Annotated in this window: 11 protein-coding genes; 4 read left to right on the plus strand and 7 right to left on the minus strand. The window is 74.9% G+C overall.

Annotated elements, in window-relative coordinates; all coding sequences use genetic code 11:
* Nucleotides 1-24: 24 nt before the first annotated feature.
* The 3 genes from ACH4SE_RS00505 to ACH4SE_RS00515 form a co-directional block, all read right to left on the minus strand.
* Nucleotides 25-1,188: an oxygenase MpaB family protein gene (locus tag ACH4SE_RS00505; protein ID WP_398541041.1), complete on the minus strand. Its 1,164-nt coding sequence runs from the start codon at nucleotides 1,186-1,188 to the stop codon at nucleotides 25-27.
* A 205-nt stretch (nucleotides 1,189-1,393) separates the two neighbouring features.
* Nucleotides 1,394-2,464: a polyprenyl synthetase family protein gene (locus tag ACH4SE_RS00510; RefSeq protein ID WP_398541042.1), complete on the minus strand. Its 1,071-nt coding sequence runs from the start codon at nucleotides 2,462-2,464 to the stop codon at nucleotides 1,394-1,396.
* A complete protein-coding gene (locus ACH4SE_RS00515; protein ID WP_398541043.1) occupies nucleotides 2,457-2,741 on the minus strand; it encodes a polyprenyl synthetase in 285 nt (94 codons plus the stop codon). The genes ACH4SE_RS00510 and ACH4SE_RS00515 overlap by 8 nt, the downstream gene beginning before the upstream one ends.
* A 392-nt stretch (nucleotides 2,742-3,133) precedes the next feature.
* On the opposite strand from ACH4SE_RS00515, the gene ACH4SE_RS00520 reads away from it, so the two are divergent.
* On the plus strand, nucleotides 3,134-4,273 hold the full coding sequence (locus tag ACH4SE_RS00520; RefSeq protein ID WP_398541044.1) for a hypothetical protein: 1,140 nt from the start codon (nucleotides 3,134-3,136) through the stop codon (nucleotides 4,271-4,273).
* A gap of 516 nt (nucleotides 4,274-4,789) precedes the next feature.
* Here the strand turns inward: ACH4SE_RS00520 and ACH4SE_RS00525 are convergent.
* Nucleotides 4,790-7,027, minus strand: a complete 2,238-nt coding sequence (locus ACH4SE_RS00525; RefSeq protein WP_398541045.1) for an ATP-binding protein — start codon at nucleotides 7,025-7,027, stop codon at nucleotides 4,790-4,792.
* A 229-nt stretch (nucleotides 7,028-7,256) separates the two neighbouring features.
* Here ACH4SE_RS00525 and ACH4SE_RS00530 point away from each other — a divergent pair, with 229 nt between their 5' ends.
* The 3 genes from ACH4SE_RS00530 (at nucleotide 7,257) to ACH4SE_RS00540 (ending at nucleotide 11,641) form a co-directional block, all read left to right on the plus strand.
* Nucleotides 7,257-10,445: an AfsR/SARP family transcriptional regulator gene (locus ACH4SE_RS00530; protein WP_398541046.1), complete on the plus strand. Its 3,189-nt coding sequence runs from the start codon at nucleotides 7,257-7,259 to the stop codon at nucleotides 10,443-10,445.
* 144 nt (nucleotides 10,446-10,589) lie between these two features.
* A complete protein-coding gene (locus ACH4SE_RS00535; RefSeq protein ID WP_398541047.1) occupies nucleotides 10,590-10,871 on the plus strand; it encodes a hypothetical protein in 282 nt (93 codons plus the stop codon).
* 287 nt (nucleotides 10,872-11,158) lie between these two features.
* Nucleotides 11,159-11,641 (plus strand): ATP-binding protein, encoded by a 483-nt coding sequence (locus tag ACH4SE_RS00540; protein WP_398541048.1) that lies wholly within the window; start codon nucleotides 11,159-11,161, stop codon nucleotides 11,639-11,641.
* Nucleotides 11,642-11,692: 51 nt separating this feature from the next.
* Here ACH4SE_RS00540 and ACH4SE_RS00545 read toward each other — a convergent pair whose 3' ends face one another.
* The 3 genes from ACH4SE_RS00545 to ACH4SE_RS00555 all read right to left on the minus strand — a co-directional run bounded on the left by ACH4SE_RS00545 (nucleotide 11,693) and on the right by ACH4SE_RS00555 (nucleotide 16,907).
* Complete coding sequence (locus ACH4SE_RS00545; protein ID WP_398541049.1) at nucleotides 11,693-12,532, minus strand: SAM-dependent methyltransferase; 840 nt, start codon at nucleotides 12,530-12,532, stop codon at nucleotides 11,693-11,695.
* 173 nt (nucleotides 12,533-12,705) lie between these two features.
* Nucleotides 12,706-15,063 carry a glycosyl hydrolase family 95 catalytic domain-containing protein gene (locus ACH4SE_RS00550; protein ID WP_398541050.1) on the minus strand — a complete coding sequence of 786 codons (2,358 nt, stop codon included), beginning with the start codon at nucleotides 15,061-15,063 and terminating at the stop codon, nucleotides 12,706-12,708.
* A 104-nt stretch (nucleotides 15,064-15,167) separates the two neighbouring features.
* Nucleotides 15,168-16,907, minus strand: a complete 1,740-nt coding sequence (locus tag ACH4SE_RS00555) for a TIGR03767 family metallophosphoesterase (protein ID WP_398541051.1) — start codon at nucleotides 16,905-16,907, stop codon at nucleotides 15,168-15,170.
* Nucleotides 16,908-16,909 lie beyond the last annotated feature (2 nt).

The raw sequence follows: 16,909 nt of genomic DNA on the forward strand, positions 1-16,909 counted from the left end.
CGCCCCGCCCGCGCCCCCGCCGCTTCAGTCCGCGGACGGGGGCGGCGGCGTCCAGCGGCGCGTGCGCGGAAGGGGGTCGGGGACGCCGTAGTCCTTCCGGAGCTGCTCGGGGATGGCGTAGTGCATGACGCGGCCGCGGGTGAGGGAGGAGAGCTCCAGGGCGGTCGTGAGGTGGCCGAGGCGGTCCAGCGCCCAGGCGCCGAGGGGTGACCGGTCCTCGATCGTCTCCAGGACGTTCAGCAGGTGCGGGACGGTGCGTACGACGGTGTCCCAGGGGGTGCGGGGCACGCCCAGCCAGTCGCCGCACGTGTCGCCGACGAGGTAGCGGATGAGGGCGGAGACGGCGGGGTCGAGGAAGGTGCCGGGCACCACTTCCTCGTAGAGGTCGATGAGTTGCCGGGTCAGGTGGGCGCCCTCCTTCGAGGGGCCCATGGTCGCCAGCATGTAGCGGTCGAGGAACCGCCGCGCGTCGTCCAGGGTCCGGGGCACGGCGTCCTGGTCGACGCCGAGCATCGCGCCGACGACACGCCACGCGTAGTAGTACGCCTCGGCGCCCTCCTGCGTCATGTGGACGCCGAGCCGGTGCAGGCTGTCGAGCACGAGCAGGGAGAAGAACATCTGCCCGCCGATCATGTCCTGCTGGCAGATGGGGGTTCCGAGCGCGGCGGTGTCCCAGTGGCCGTCGCGCGCGAGGTGGTGGCGGATGGACGCGTGCAGCAGCCGCACCTTCTGTGCGGCGGGAACGAACCGGCCGCCGGCCTCGAAGGCGTCCGGCTGCATCAGGTGGACGGTGAACTGGCCCGTCTCCGCCATGCGCTTGGACGGGTAGCTGAGCCCGTGCGTCGTGGACAGCAGCCGGGCGACGCGCGGCACGAGGTAGCAGGCGGGCATGGAGGCGAAGGAGAGGGCGGTGGAGATGTGGACGTTGTTGTCGATGAAGAAGAGCCGCGCCCGCTCCATCTCCTCCCAGTCCACCCACGACGGCGGTACGCGGGTGGCCTCCAGGTAGTCGCGCGCGACGTCCGGGAGCCCCTCGGGCAGCGGGGAACCGGCGGTGGACATGTAGCGCATGAGGGTGTTGAAGGTGCCGACCTCGCCGCGGGCGAAGAGCGCGGCGACGGTGGCGTCGGCGAGTTCGTCGCCGGCGTGCAGCAGGGCGTCCATGGAGGCGTCGTCGGTGGCGGTCATGGCGGGGCTCCTCGGCTCGGCGCGCGGATCGCACGCGCGGGGTCCTACGCGGCAGCGTCGTGGGCGGGTACGGCGGCTGGGGCCCTGCGCGGGGCGGCGGGCACGCGGGCGGGTCCCTGCGGGCGGGTGCGCAGGGGGGCGGGACCGGGCCGGCCGGGCCGGCCGTCCGGGCGGGGGAAGGGCGGCGGGGTGGCCCCCGGGGCGCTCAGGCCGTGCGTTCGGTCGCGGAGTGGGCCAGGACGGTCAGCGCACGCGCCGCGTGCGCCGGGACGTCCAGCCCGCGCAGCGCGTCCAGCGACGCGGTGACCCGCGCCGTGATCATGTCCTCGACGCGTTCGGGCGCCCGCAGCCGCCGCATGACCTCGCGCACGGCGTCCAGCGCGGCGCCGCCCGCGTCGCGCCCGCGTCTGCCGAGCGCGGCGCGCAGCCTGGCCCGGTCGGCGGTCCCGGCGAGCTGCCAGGTCTGCGCGAGCAGCGCGGTGGGGCGGCTGCCGCGTATGTCGTCGGCGCCGTTCTTGCCCGTACGCTCCGGGTCGCCGAAGATGCCGAGCAGGTCGTCGCGCAGCTGGAACGCCTCGCCGAGCGGCAGCGCGTAGGCGGAGTAGCCCGCGCGCAGCCGCCCGCCCGCGCCGGCCAGCGCGCCGCCGATCAGCAGCGGGTGCTCGACCGTGTACTTGGCGGTCTTGTAGCGCACGACCTTCAGCGACGCCTCGGTGTCCGCGGCGGCGCCCGTCCGCAGGATCTCCAGGCACTCGCCCGCGATCAGCTCGCGCGCCATCACCGCCCACAGCGGGCGGGCCCGCGCGAGGTAGGCGGCGGGCAGCCCACTGGTGGCGAACAGCTGCCCGGCCAGGGCCATGAGCAGATCACCGACCAGCATCGCGAGCGAGCGCGCGGCGGCGGGGGCGGCGGGCCGCCCGCGGACGGCGGGGCGCAGCGCGATGTGCGCCGTGGGGCGGCCGTGCCGCAGCGGGCTGTCGTCGATGAGGTCGTCGTGCACGACGGCGGCGGCGTGCACCAGCTCCATGGACGCCGCCGCCCGCAGCAGCGCGTCGCTCTCCGGCTGTCCGGCGGCGCGCCAGCCCCAGTAGCAGAAGGCGGCGCGCAGCCGCTTGCCGTCCACCGCGGCGGCCGCGAGCTGCTCGGCGACGGGCGCCAACTGCGTGTCGACCGCGGCCAGTTGCGCGGCCTCGCCGCCCACGAACTCGCGCAGCACCCCGTCCACCCGGCCCTTGAAGGCCGCGGGCTCCCACTCCTGCGCCCACCCCTCAGGCACCGCCGCCACCGGCCTCCCGCGCGGCCTGCGAACGCCGGGCCAGCACCTCCAGATACGCGGGCGGCAGATGCACGTGCCGGTCCAGCGCCAGCCGCCCGCGGGCGGCGAGGTCCTGCCCCGCCTGCTCGGCGAGCTCGGCCCCGTCCGCCCGCCCCAGCAGCTCGCGCACCGCCCCGACGGCCGCCCCCAGCGCGCCGAGCGCCGCGTCGGCCACCCCGACGGCCACCAGCACCGCCTGCCCGTCCAGCCCCGCCCGCATTGCCGCCCGCTCCGCCATCGCAACCCCCTGGGCTCGCAACTTCCGGGCGGCACATGCCGGATGCCGCCCTCACGAGCGTCAGCCCGCGGTGTCCGGCCCCGGGACGGAAACTCACGAACGGGGGATCAGGCCGTTCGGGTGTGCGAATCCGGCCACCGGGCGCGTCGCCGCTCACGGAACGGAAGGCTCCGGCCGGACCTCCAGGCTTCTGCAAGCTTCCTGCAAGCGTCCCGCCAGACTTCCGTCCCCCCGCCCGGGCATCCCGTCACCAGGTGCGGGCGGCGGACCGTCCGCGGCAGTCAGACGAAATCCTGGGGGATTGCGTGTCAGCGTTACGACCGGTCGGAAGGGTACCGGGCGCGTCAACGCGCCAGTACCTGACGGTTGTCGGGTGCAAGAGGATCCTGGTGGTGGCCCAGACCGTCACCTACGTCAAGCGGCTCACGGACGTGCTGTCCGTGGTCGACGGGGACTTCCGGGTGCAGGTGGTGTTCACCGTGCCACCGCACACGTTCGGGGACGAGGTACCGGCCCTCCTCGCCCGCATGGGATGCGCCGTCATCCCGTGGGAAGAGGCCATGGCGATGGACTTCGACCTCGCGCTCGCCGCGGGCCGGATCGGCGCCGGGGCGATACGCGCGCCGCTGGTGACGATGCCGCACGGCGCCGCTTACCTCAAACGCGTACTCGGAACGAGCGATCCGGGGGTGGCGGGGCTGCGCCGGGTGGACCTGGTGGCCGCGGGGAAACTGCCCGCGGCCGTCGTCCTCCCACATCGCGCGGACCTGCGCGACCTGCGGCGGCAGTGCCCGGAGGCGGTACCGCTCGCACGGGTGGTCGGCGACCCGGTGCACGACCGGATCGTCGCGAGCCTGCCGCTGCGCCCGCGCTTCCGCCGCGCGCTCGGGCTCACGGGACGGCGCAAACTCGTGGTGGCCGCCTCCACGTGGGGGCCGTGGTCGTCCTTCAGCCGCTTCGAGGCGCTGCTGCCGCGGCTGCTCGGCGAACTGCCGCGCGAGTCGCACCGCGTGGCGATCCTCGTGCATCCGAACGTGTACGCGGGGCACGGCGCCTACCAGGTGCGCTCCTGGATGGCCCGCTGCCGGCAGGCGGGCATCGCCCTGGTGCCGCCCGAGGTGGACTGGCGCAGCGTGCTCGTCGCCGCCGACGTCGTCATCGGCGACCACGGATCGGTCACCGTGTACGGGACGCTGACGAAGGCCGCGCTGCTGCTCGCCGGACCCGCCGCCGAGGAGATCAACCCGGCCTCACCGGCTGCGGCACTGGCCCGTACCGTACCGGCGCTGTCGCCGGGCCACCCGCTGGTGGACCAGCTCGCCTACGCCGCCGCCGAGCGGCGGGACGCCGAGCGGGCGGCGATCGCGGCCCGGATCACGTCGGAGCCGGGCCGCTTCCGGCGCAACATGCGCACGCTGCTCTACCAGTTCCTGGGCCTCGGCGAGCCCGCCCACGCCGCGCTGACCGAACCCCTGCCGGTGCCGCCCCCGTGGCAGGTGCTGGTGGGCGGCCCGGACCGGCGATCGGCGTGAGCGGCCTGGTGACGGTACGCCGCCACGAGCCGGGTGCTGTCCCGGGAGACGCCGGCCCGGCGGGCGCGGCCGGGGTCACGGTGACGCTGCGGTGGGGGGTGCGGCGCGTGGCGCTCACCGCCGTGCCGGGAGCGCCCGGCCCGCTCGGGACGGTGCCCGGGCGGCCCGCCGCGGTCGACGAGCATGTCGCCGTCGACACCGACACCTGCCCGGACGAGCACGCCGCCGCCTGCGCCGACGTCCTCACCGGCAGCCGGGTCCGGGCGGCGGACGAGGCGCGCGGGTGGCTCGCGGCGGCGCTGCTCCGGTACCCGGGCGCCGCGCTCGCCGCCGTGCCCCTCGCAGAGGGCGGATGGGCGGTCGCCGGGGCGGCCCGCCCCGGCGTGCTCGTCCTGGGCGCGCCGCCCCTCGGCCCCGCGCCGGGTACCGGCCGGCACCCGCTGGTGCCGTCGTGCCTGCACGCCTGCCTCGTTCTCGTACCCGAGGCCACCCTGCGCGGAATCGCCGACGCCGCGGTCACCGTCGCGGCGCATCCGGCGGTGCCTGCCCAGCCGCGTCCGTGCCGGGCGGCGCACTCCCGGGCGCGTCCGCTGCCTCGGACCCCGTGGGCGGAGGCGGCGCGCCCGTGGCGTCCCGCAGCCGGCCGGCGTCCGCCGGGCTGGTGAGCTCGTAGCAGGCCAGCGCCCGCGTGTGCAGGGCGGCCGCCGCCCGGTGGTCGCCCCGCTCGTGGGCGCTGTCGCCGAGCATCTCCAGGGTGCGGGCCTGCCACAGCACCGCACCGGACGAGGTGAAGACGGCAAGCGCGCCGTCCATCTCGGCCGCGCCGCCCCGGTGGTCGCCGCCCATCGCCCGGGCCCGTCCCAGCAGGGCCTGGTTGCGGGCCGCGTCGTGGGTGTCGCCCACCTCGGCGTGCACCGCGCGTGCCTGCGCGAAGCGCTCGGCAGCGCCCTCGGCGTCCCGCGCGGCGAGGGCGATCTCGCCGAGGACGGTGCGGGCCAGGGCCGTGCCCCGCCGGTAGCCGCAGGCATCCCACAGCGCGATCGCCCGCTCGAGGTAGGGCACGGCCGCCTCTGGCCGCCCCGCCTCCCGGTGGCTGCGGCCGATGCCGAGCAGCGCCTGCCCCTCGTCCCGGACGTCCCCGGCGGCGCGCGCGGCGCGCCGGGACTCCTCGTAGCGCACGACGGCGGCGTCGAAGCGGCGGGCCGCGGTGAGGCCGATGGCGCCGGAGTTGAGCATCTGCCGCTCGGCCCGCGGATCGCCGTCCGCGCGGGCGGCGGCGAGGCCGATGTCGTACGCCTCGATCCACAGGTCGTAGTGGCGCATGCGCAGGAACAGCGGCCACATCGCGTCGGCGGTCTGCCAGGCGAGGGCGTGCCAGCCGCGGTCGGCGGCGGCCCGCAGCAGGGTCATGAGGTCGTGGCGGCGCGTGTCGAGCCAGCGGATCGCGCCGGCGTCGTCCGTGAAGGGCGGCGGCAGGTCGACGGGCGGGTGGAGGTAGTCGCGTGCGAGGACCAACTGCGCGGCGGTCAGGCGCGCCTGGGCGGCGGTGGCGCAGTGCAGGAACCAGTCGCAGACCCGGCGCAGCGTCGTGTCCGCACCGCCGTCCGAGGTGTCGGCGTCCCCCAGGGCGCGGGCGTGGACGCGGACGAGGTCGTGGAAGCGGTAGCCGGGACCACGGCCGCCGTTGTCGGGCCCGGTGGCCTCCAGCAGGTTGGCCTCCGTGAGCTGGTCGAGGCGGTCCTCGGCCCAGCGCGCCGGGCGGGCGCAGGCGGCAGCGGCGGTGAGCGGGTCGAAGGCGGTGAGCGGGAGCGGGCCGAGCCGGCGGTAGAGGAGCGCGGCGTCCGGGGCGAGGGTTGCGTAGGTGGCGTCCAGGGCCTTGCGCACGGTGGTCTCTCCTTCGATGTCGAGGGCCGCGAGCCCGTCCGCGTCGGGCGCGAGCGCCTCGGCGAGCGCCGCGACGCGCTGCCGCGGGCGCGAGGCGAGCCGTGCGGCCGCGAGGCAGACGGCGAGCGGCAGGCCCGCACACAGGTCCACGATTCTTCGCGCGTCAGCCAGTTCGCCGCTGACACGCGCGGCCCCGATGCCGTGGGAGAGCAGCTCCACGGCGTCCGCCGGACCGATGCCGTGCAGGCGGTGGAAGGCGGCGCCGTCCAGAACGAGTCCGGTGAGCCGGCTGCGGCTGGTGACGACGGTGACGCTGCCCGGCCCCACGGGTAGCAGCGGGCGGACCTGCGCCGCGGTGAAGGCGTTGTCGAGCAGCACGGCGACCTTCAGGCCCGCCGAGCGCGTGCGCCACTCGGACGTCTGCTCGGCGAGATCCGCCGGTACGGACACGGCGCCCAGCGCCCGCAGGAAACGGCCCAGGACCTCGCCGGGCGCCGCCGCCCCGTCCGGGGTGTGGCCGCGCAGGTCGGCGTAGAGCAGCCCGTCCGGGAAGTCCGCGGCCCGCCCGCGGAGCCAACGGGCGACGAGGGTGGTCTTGCCGATGCCCGCGGGCCCGTTGACGACGATCAGCGGGACGGCCCCCGCGGCCGCGTCACCACGACGGCCGGCCAGAGCGTCCAGGTCGGCGAGTTCTGCTCGCCGGTTCACGAAATGGCCGGGAACAGGTGGTAGCTGCTGCGGCACCGTGCGCGGCGCCGGCGCGTGCAGGTGCACCCCGCCGTGGATGTCCCTGGCCTGGATCGTGGGGCCGGCGAGGTGCGCGTCTCCCGCGATGCTGTTGCGATGGCTCTCGTACGGCGAACGGTCCATCTGCGCCCCCTAGTCGGCCCGCCGGGGATCCGGCCCGCGCGGCCCGTGCCGCACGCATATGCCAAACGCGCGTACGGCGCACGGGAGACGCACGCCGGGCGGCCCCCCGCACCGAATCGGCCAGCCCGTCCACGGTCCCTGGTGACCATTCGCACGTTCGTGTCATGCTCATCATCAAGGAAGACCAGCGGGGAATGAAGGACGGCCAGCCGGGGGAAGGCGGGCGCTGGTGGATTTCCGACTGCTCGGTCCGGTGGCGGTGCACGCCGGCGGTCAACGCCTCGCGCTCGGCTCACCCAAGGAGCGCACCGTCCTCGCCGCGCTGGCGCTCGACGTCGGCCGCCCGGTCCCGATGCACACCCTCATCGGCCGTCTCTGGGACGGTGCGGCCCCCGGCCACGCCCGGGAGAGCACCCACACGTACGTCTCCCGGCTGCGCGGCCGGCTCCGCAGGGCCGCCCGCACCCCGGACGCCCCGCGCATCACCCGCCAGGACCACGCGTACGTCCTCGAAGCCGACCCCGGCGCCGTCGACTGGCACCGTTTCCAGCAGCTGCTGCGCCTGGCCGCGCAGGCCGACGACACCACCGCGCTGCGCCTCTTCCGTGAGGCCGAAGGCCTCTGGCAGGGCGAGGCCCTCACCGGGCTGACGGGCCTGTGGGCCGAGACCGTACGGCGCTCCCTCGCCGAACGCCGGCTGGCCGCCGCCGTCTCCCGCATCTCCCTGGAGCTGCGCCTGGGCCACTACCGCGAACTCGTGCCGGACCTCGACCTCCTCGTCGCCGAGCACCCGGACGACGAGACCCTCCTCGGCCTCCTCACCCTCGCCTACTACGGCAGCGAGCGGTACACCGACGCCCTGCGCGTCTACGACCGGGCGCGGCGGCTGCTGATGGAGCAGTACGGGACGCGGCCGGGAGACGCCCTCAGGCGCATCTACACGGGCGTGCTGCGCCAGCAGCCGGTGGACGAGCTGATCCGCGAGACGGTCGCACCCCGCCCCGCGGCGCCGGCCACCGCACCTCCCGCCCCGCCCCCGGAGACCGCGGCACGGCACGCGCCCCGCAGTCTCCCGAACCAACTGCCGCTCATCGGCCGGCACGACGAACTCCGCCTTCTCACCGCCGCGTTCGCCACCCCGGCCGACCCTGCGACCGGCGCGGTGGTGGCGCTGGAGTCCGTGAGCGGGATGGGCGGAATCGGCAAAACCGCGCTCGCGGTCCAGAGCGCGGCGGCTCTCGCCGCGAGCTACCCGGACGGCTGCGTGTGCCTCGACCTGCGCGGCCACTCCGCCGTGCAGGAGCCCATGACGCCCGCGGACGCGCTCACCCGGCTACTGCGGGAGTTCGGCACACCCTCCGCGGAGTTACCCCTCGACGCGGGCGAACTCGCCGAGCTGTGGCGCACGACGCTCGCACGGCGGCGGGCGGTCATCGTCCTCGACGACGTCGCCGACGCCGAGCAGGTCCGCCCGCTGCTGCCGCACGGCACGCCCTCCCTCGTCATCCTGACCAGCCGCCGCCACCTCACCGGCCTGCCCGCCGCGCGCGCCCTCCACCTCGACGTCCTCCCCGCCGCCGACGCGAGCGCCCTCTTCCGCCGCTTCGCAGGCGACGACCGCACCGCCGACGAGGAGGGGGTCGCCCGGATCGTCCACCTCGTCGGATACCTGCCCCTCGCGATAGAGCTGGTGGCCAACCGCTTCCAGGCACGCCCCGCCTGGACCCTGGCCGCCCTCCACGACCGCCTCACCGGCCCCGACCGCCTGGACCAGATCCGCGACACCAGCGGCACCGCCCTGCGCACGGCCTTCCAGCTCTCCTACCTGGGCCTCCCTCTCCCCCAGCGCCAGGCCTTCCGCCGCCTGAGCCTCCACCCCGGCCCCGACATCACCGCCCCCGCGGCCGCGGCGATCCTGAACATCACGCCGGGGGCGGCGGAGGAAATACTGGAGCAGCTTCTGGCGGCGCATATGCTGCGCGAGCCGGTGGCGGATCGCTGCACGTTTCATGATCTTCTGCACGAATACGCCGTGCAATTGGCGACGGGCGAGGACGGCGAGGCGCTGCGCGAGCACATCACCCTGCGGCTGATCCACTACTACGTCCACACCGTGGACCAGGCAGATCGCGTGGCCTATCGTCGCCGGCCCCGCGATTCCGGCGACGCCGACGCGACCCCGGCACCGTTTACTGACGCACCCTCAGCAATTGCCTGGCTGGCGGCGGAGCGCGAAAACGTGCTCGCGGTGGAACGCATGGCGCACGCCCGCGGCCACACCGGGCTTGCAGCCCAACTCGCCTTCGCCGTATCGGGATACCTCAACGCCGAGTGCTTCTGGCCGCCCGCCGTCGACCTCCTCACCCGGGCGGTGTCCCACTGGGACACCGGTACCCCCACCCCGCGCCTGCCCCACGCCCTCGTCCGCCTGTCCGACGCCCTGGCCAGCATGGGCCGGTACGACCGCGCGGCCGACACCGCCTCCCGTGCCCTCGACCTGGCGGTCGCCCTCGCCGACCCCACCGCCGAGGCGGAGGCGCTTCGCGTGGCGGGGACCCTGTGCTGGCACAGGGGGGATCACCACCTGGCCCTCCGGAGCTTCGAGCGGGCCTTCACCGCCGCAGCGAAGTCCGGCGACAGGAGGCTGATTTCCCGCCTGCACAACAACGCCGGGGTCACACACCTCTATCTGGGCGACTACGACATGGCGCTGGAGCACTTCCAGAGTGCCACGGACGGATTCACCGAGACCGGCGACATGGAATTCGCGGCGGTGGCACAGAACAACGTCGGGGACCTGTTCCAGCGAAAGGGGGAATTCGAGAAGGCCCGGCGCGCGTTCCAGGAATCGGTGCGCCGGCTGGACGACTCGGGAAACCGCCACGCCCAGGCGACCGTGCGCTGCAGTCTGGCGGATGTCCTCACGGAGCTGGGGCAGCCCTCGGCCGCCATGGAATTGTGCCGGGAAGCACTTTCCGTCTTCCGGTCCCTGATAGACAGCAAAGGCGAGGCGGACACCCTCATCAGCATGGGCGGAGCATTCCGCGCCCAGGGCGAGCACGGCCCGGCCGCGGAGAGCTTCGCCGAGGCCCTCCGCCTCGCGCAGGACATCGGCGCAGCGCACCAGGAGACGCAGGCCCTGCGGGGTCTCGCCCAACTGGAGCTGGAAGCGGGCCGGCTCGGCACCGCCGCGCACCACGCGCGGGCGGCCCTCGCAACGGCCGTCAGGACGCAGGATTCGGACGAGGTCGTCGAGACGCACGTCCTGCTCGCCGACGTCCACCGCGCCTCGGGGGCGCTGTCCGAGGCGGCCGCGCTATTGCAACGTGCTTTCGATGTCGCGCGTGCGCACAAGCACCGCGAGACGCAGAGCATTGGCCATCGCCTGGCGGAACTGCGGGGCCGACGGCCCACCTGACCGCCACGCGCGTAAACGCTTCCGGCGGTCACTGGCCGAGGGCAATTCGGCCATAACGAACGGCGGCGGCAGCGGTTTTGCACGCCGGAATAGCACAGGGGTACCGTGATCCACTCCCATGGATCACCAGCCCTCAGGAAATACATGCGCAAGACACGTACGCACATAACCATCGCGGCCTTCGTCGGCTGCCTGGCATGGGCGGCCGCAATCGGCACCGCGGAAGCAGCGACTCCCGGGCTCTCCACCCCGGCAACGGCAAGCATGGAGCATATGCCAGCGGCACGTCAAATCCCGGAGGCGTCCCTTTCCGCGCTTTCCCCCCTTTCCCCCCCGTCCGACCGGAGCCGGACACCCAAGGAGGTGCCGCACGCCGCGCCGACGATGCACGAGGACAAATGCATCATGCTCATCCTCACGGCCTGAGAACGACGGCAGCTCCCGCGGGACGGGCCGCCCACCGGCCCGCCCGCGGGCCCCGGGACACCCCGCCGGCAGGTGACCCGGCCCGGGCGGCGGGCGCCGGGTCCGCCCACTCCGGGCGGAAACGGTCACGCGGCCGCCTGCCGGGACACATCCTGGACTTCCGGATCTGCAAATTACACAGTGTTCCTTGCCAACTTGCGTTGCCCATGGGCATATTGTGACGTGGCGTCACCGCGGTCCGCCTGAACGCCTGGCACGTACGCCTCCCGTTGAGAGGAACGCACACCGTGGCCTTACCGAGCAACGACATCCCACGGCGGTCCGGTATCGGATCGTCCGGTACGGCGACGGCGTCCGCTTTCCGGCCGGGGGGCGCGATGACGGCGGGGCTGGGGTTCGCGCTTCCCGCGCGCGGGGAGGCGATCGCCGTGGCGCGGCGGCGGGTGCGGGCGTACCTGGGCGGGGCGGGGTGCGACTCCGACACCGTGGAGACGGCGGCGCTGCTGGTGAGTGAGCTGACGACGAACGCCGTGCGGCACACCGCGAGTCCGGTCTTCGAGTGCCGGGTGCACTTCGACGGGGTCAGGGTGCGGCTGGAGATCGAGGACCAGGGCGGGACGCCGGACCGGCCGGAGCGGCGGGAGCCGGGGCCGGGGGACGTGGACGGGCGGGGTCTGCTGCTCGTGGACGCGCTCTGCGCGCGGTGGGGTGTCGCCGAGGCGCCGTGCGGGGGGCGGGTCGTGAGCGCCGAGATCGTCCCGGGCCGGTAGGGACGCGCCCGCCCCGCGCACGGAACGCGGGGCGGCCGGCGCGAGGGCGGGTCAGGGCTTGCGGGCCACGCCCGCGTACATCGCGACCTCGTCGTCCCTGACGGAGTCCTCCGTGCCGGGCTCGGGGCGCCAGCGGTGGATGAGGGTGACGCCCGGCTCGGTCAGCTCCAGGCCCTCGAAGAACGGTTCGACGTCGGCGCGGGTGCTGTCGCGGACCGGGAGGCCGCGCTTGGTGTACTCGGCGGTGACGGTGCTCGCGTCCTCCGGGTCGGTGTGGGTGGTCACCGTGGTGATGGTGAGCATGCTGCCGGGGGCGAGCCGGTCGAGGTAGCCGCGGACGAGCGCGTACGCCTCCTCCTTGTCCAGCACGAACTGGAGGACGGCGATGAGCGACAGCGACACCGGGCGGCCGAGGTCGAGCGTGCCGGTCACCTCGGGCGAGGAGAGGATCGCCTCGGGGTCGTGCATGTCCGCCCGCAGGTAGGCGATCCTCCCCTCGGGGGTGCCGGTGAGCCGGGCCGCGGCGTGCACGAAGACGATCGGGTCCTTGTCGACGTAGACGACGCGTGCGGCCGGGTTCACCTCCTGGGCGATCTCGTGCAGGTTGGGCGACGTCGGGATGCCGGTGCCGATGTCGAGGAACTGGTCGATGCCCTGCTCGGCGGCGTACCGCACCGAGCGGTGCATGAACCTGCGGTTCTCCCGCATCGAGGTGCGCAGGTTCGGCCAGCCGGCGAGCATCTGCTCGGCCGCCTCGCGGTCGACCTGGTAGTTGTCCTTGCCGCCGAGGATGAAGTCGTAGACGCGCGCGGAGTGGGCGACGCTCGTGTCGATCAGGGGCGGTTCGCCGTCCGCTGCGTCGGCGTCGGGCCGGGCCAGGTCCTCGGACATGCGTTGCATCCCTTCGCTGCCGGGCACCGCCCGCCCCTCCCGGCCTGATCCGGGAGGGCCGCGCTGAACGGCGGCGCCGCCGTCACTGCTGAGCCGTCACATCGCCACCACCGTACGCGAGTTGGCGCCGCCGTCAGGGCCGGGTGGGCAACAACGCCGATGCTGCCTGACGTTCACGGGGTGAGGTGGTGGGCGGTGCCCGCGCGCAGGCCGAGGGTGCGGTGGGCGCCGGGCCAGCGGACGGTGAGGGTGGTGTCGCGCGCGGCCCGCAGCGTCGCCGCCGCCAGCACGCCGTCCGCCCACGTCAGCCGCTCGACGGTGACCGCGCCGTGCGCGCGCAGCCCGCTGACCGCGCCCTCCGGCCACGCGGGCGGCAGCGCGGGGAGCAGCAGCAGTTCGGGGCCGCGGTTCTGGACGAGCATCTCGGCGATCGCCGCCGCCGCCCCGAGGTTGCCGTCGATCTGGAAGGGCGGGTGCGCGCACAGCAGCGAGGGGTAGACCCCGCCGCCGTCCGTGTCGTCCCCGACGGGCCGCAGCATCACGCCGAGCAGCCGGTGCGCGGCGGCCCCGTCGCCGAGCCGCGCCCACAGGGCGGTCTTCCACGCGGTGGACCAGCCGGTGCCCTCGTCACCGCGCAGCTCCAGGCTGCGGCGGGCGGCGGCGCGCAGCCGGGGGTCGGTGAGGGTGCGGCCGGGGTGGAGGCCGACGAGGTGCGAGACGTGCCGGTGGTGCGGCTCGGTCTCGGGGCGTTCGGTGTGCCATTCGAGCAGTTCGCCGCGGCTGCCCACGCCGGGCGGCCGCAGCCGGGGCAGGGCGGCGGCGATCTCGGCGACCAGTCCGGGATCGGCGGCGGGTCCGGCCTCGGCGGCGGATTCGGTGAGGAAGCCGAAGAGTTCGCGGGCGAGGGTGAGGTCCATTGTGGTGGAGCGGTCCACGGACGCGGGTCCGTCCGGGGTCGCGAAGCGGTTCTCGGGTGAGGTGGCGGGCGCCGTGACCAGGTGCCCCGCGGGGTCGTCGGGGTCCTCGTGCAGCAGCCCGAGCAGGAAGCGGGCGGCTCCGGCGGCGACGGGCCAGGCGTGCTCGCGCAGGAAGCGGCGGTCGCGGCCGTAGCGCCAGTGCTCGGCGAGGTGGAGGCTGAGCCAGGCACCGCCGAGTGGCCAGCTGGACCACACGGGGTCGTCGTTGCCGTCGCCGACCGGCCAGGTGGCCCGCCACAGGTCGGTGTTGTGGTGGCACGTCCAGCCGTCCGTCCCGTACAGCTCGCGGGCGACGCCCTGTCCGGCGTCCGCGAGGTCGGCGACCAGGTCGAGCAGCGGGCCGTGGCATTCGGGGAGCGCGGTGGACTCCGCGGGCCAGTAGTTCATCTGGGTGTTGATGTTGACGGTGTAGTCGCAGTGCCAGGGCGGGGTGACGGAGTCGTTCCACAGCCCCTGGAGGTGCGCGGCCTGCGTGCCGGGGCGGGAGCTCGCCAGCAGCAGGTAGCGGCCGAAGTCGAAGAGGACGGCGGCGAGTTGCTCGTCCCTCGGCCCGGCCTGCGAGGCGCGCAGCCGTACGTCGAGCGGGGCGGGCGCGTGCTCGCCGGATCCGATCCGCAGCCGTACCCGGCCCATCGCGGCCGCGTGCCCGGCGGCGTGCGCGGGCAGCAGGTCCGCCGCCCGGCCGCGGGCGAGGGCGACGGCTTCGGCGGCGCGGGCGAGGCACTCCTCCGGGTCCGTGCGCGGGGCGCGGTTCCAGGCGGTGAAGCCGGTGCGGACGTCGACGAGGATGGTGCACCCCGGGGCGTCGCGCACCCGCAGGCAGCCGTCCGCGGCCTCGACCGTGCCGCCGTCGCCACCGCCGCCGTCCTGGCCGCCGCCTTCGCGGTGGCAGTGCACGCGGGCGAGCGCGGCCGCGGCCATGCCGCCGTCGCCGTGCTCGACGACCGGGCGGTGCCCTTCGTCGTCGCCGACGTGCGAGGGGGCGTGCAGCAGCAGTGCGATCCCGTCGCCTCCCACCGTCCGTACGGAGTGCCGCAGGTGCGGTGTGCGCCAGCTCAGCTCGGCGGACAGGCGGCCGCCGCCGGGGGCGCGCAGGCCGATGACGAGGAGCCCGGTGGCGGTGTCGGCGAAGACGGTCTGCTCGGCGCCGTCCGCGACGTACCGGGCCACGCCCGTGCCGAGGTCCAGTTCGCGGAAGCGGAAGGGCAGGGCCGCGCCGTCCTGCCCGGTGACGCGCAGCACCAGGTCGCCGACGGGCTGGTACGCCTCCGCGCCCCGGCCCTGCGCGGCCTTGAGCCGCTCCCCCGCGGCGGTGTGGCGCCCGGCGCGCAGGTCGGCGCGGACGTCGTCGAGCAGCCCCGCGGGCACGGCGGGACGCCCCGCGGGCGGCGGCCCCGACCAGAAGGTGTCCTCGTTGAGGGAGAGCCGCTGGTCCTCCGGCGGACCCCAGACCATCGCGCCCAGCCGCCCGTTGCCGACGGGCAGCCCGTCGACCCAGCGCGCGGCGGGGCGGTCGTACCAGACCGGCGAGGACGGCTCCGGCGTCACGTACACGGCAAACCCCTGCTCACGTCAGCTCCCCAGCCGCGGGTGAGCCTACCTCCGCGGTCCCGGCGGGGGCCATGGCGGAACCCCCGCCGGGACCGGCGGCGCGCTGCTCAGGCGCCCGGACGGGCGAGCAGCAGCTCGGTGTTGTGGTCCCCGGCGGCGCCGAGCTTGGCGGCGGGCGTCGCGTAGGGGTCGTTGTAGGACAGCTCGCGGTAGAGGGCCGCGAGGCCGCGCTCGGAGGTGTCGCCGAAGTCGGTGGTGTAGGGCGCGGCGGACTCGATGAGGGTGGTGAAGAGCGACAGCGTGCCGTCGCCGTTGTCGGCCACCTCGATGACGCGGGCGTGCTGCGGGAAGTCCACGTGCGAGGCGGTGTTGATCTCCCAGAAGGACCGCTCCGCGACCGCGTGCGCGTGCGGGGTGATCTGGTTGGCGTGCGTGTGGCCGTTGATCCACGCGAGCACGTTCGGGTAGCGCTGGAGCAGGGACACCAGCTCGGCGCCGCTGTGCCGGGCCTCGAAGAGGTTGTACGGGTCGGGCAGCGTGTTGCCCATCGTCGTGCTCGTGTGGTGGCTGAAGACCAGCACGTACTGGTCCTGCGAGCCGCGCCGCACCACGTTGCCGTCCGTGTCGTACCAGTGGGTGGCGACGCTCTGGAGCACCGACTCCAGCCACTTCAGCTGCGCGGTGCCGATCGAACCGTCCGCCCAGCCCGCCCGGTTGGTGGTGTCCAGGCTGATGCCCAGCACGCCGGGGGCGACGGGGAAGGTGTAGTAGAGCTTGCCGCTGTCGGCCGCCGACTGCGTGAAGCCGTGGCCGTACGGGCCCGCACCGGTGTAGGCGGAGTTGAGGTGCGCGGCCGCGAACTGCTTGGGGGTGAAGGGTGCGCGGCGCGCGTCCGGGGTGACCTTGCGGACGGGGCCGGTGGCGAGCAGTTGGCCGAGCAGCACGACGGCGCTCGCCGGGTCGTGCTGGATGGCGTCGGCGAGCTTGGCGGCGGTCGCGGAGTCCAGGCCCTCGATCTTGTTGCCGCCGGTGTAGAGCGAGCCCAGCAGGCCGAGGTCCGGGAGGGTGCCCTCGATGCTGTCGTCGTGGTTGCCGACCGTCGTGTACCAGGGGGTGCGCAGGCCGGTGGCGGTGAACGGGCGCCCCGCGGCGCTCAGGAAGCCGGGCACCTGCGGGAAGCCCTTGGCCTTGTAGTCGTCCCGGAATCCCGACTCGGGGTTCCAGTAGGCGGAGGAGCCGGAGTTCTGCACGCCCTCGTAGCGGCTGGTGTCGCCGGTGGACGGGGTGACGGCGCCGCCGCTCATCACCGACAGGTACCAGTCCAGCTCGACGAGTTCGTGGTTGTCGGTGTTGTCGCCGGTGGCCATCACGAGCGAGAAGGGCCGGCCCGTGTACGGGCCGCCCGCCAGCGCGTTCACCCGCTCCACGAGGGACGCGGCGCCGCGTACCGTCAGCGTCTCGTGCGGGCGGTGGGCCGAGTCGATGAAGGGCGCCAGGTACTCGAACCGCACCGGTGACTCGGTGTCCGCGAGGTGCAGGTCGGTGAACTGCACGAAGGAGGCGAGGCCGGTGCGGCGGTCGTCCCGGCCCGCGGCGCCCGCGGCCAGCTCGGTCCGCACGACGACCGGCCACCCCGGCCCGGCGCCCAGCCGCACGTAGGGCCCCGTCCCCACCGGGGCCGCCACCTGCTCCAGCGTGGTGCCCGCCACCTGCACGGCCCGCGCCGCCGTGGTGGCGAGCGCGCGGTCGTACGCGGCGGCGGAGGCGTACGGGCTGTCCGCGAGCCCCAGTCCCGCGGCCACCGCCGCGGCACCACCGAGGAACCTGCGCCTGCTGTAAGAGGCCATGC

Source organism: Streptomyces sp. NPDC020983 (assembly GCF_044333485.1).
Lineage (GTDB): Bacteria > Actinomycetota > Actinomycetes > Streptomycetales > Streptomycetaceae > Actinacidiphila.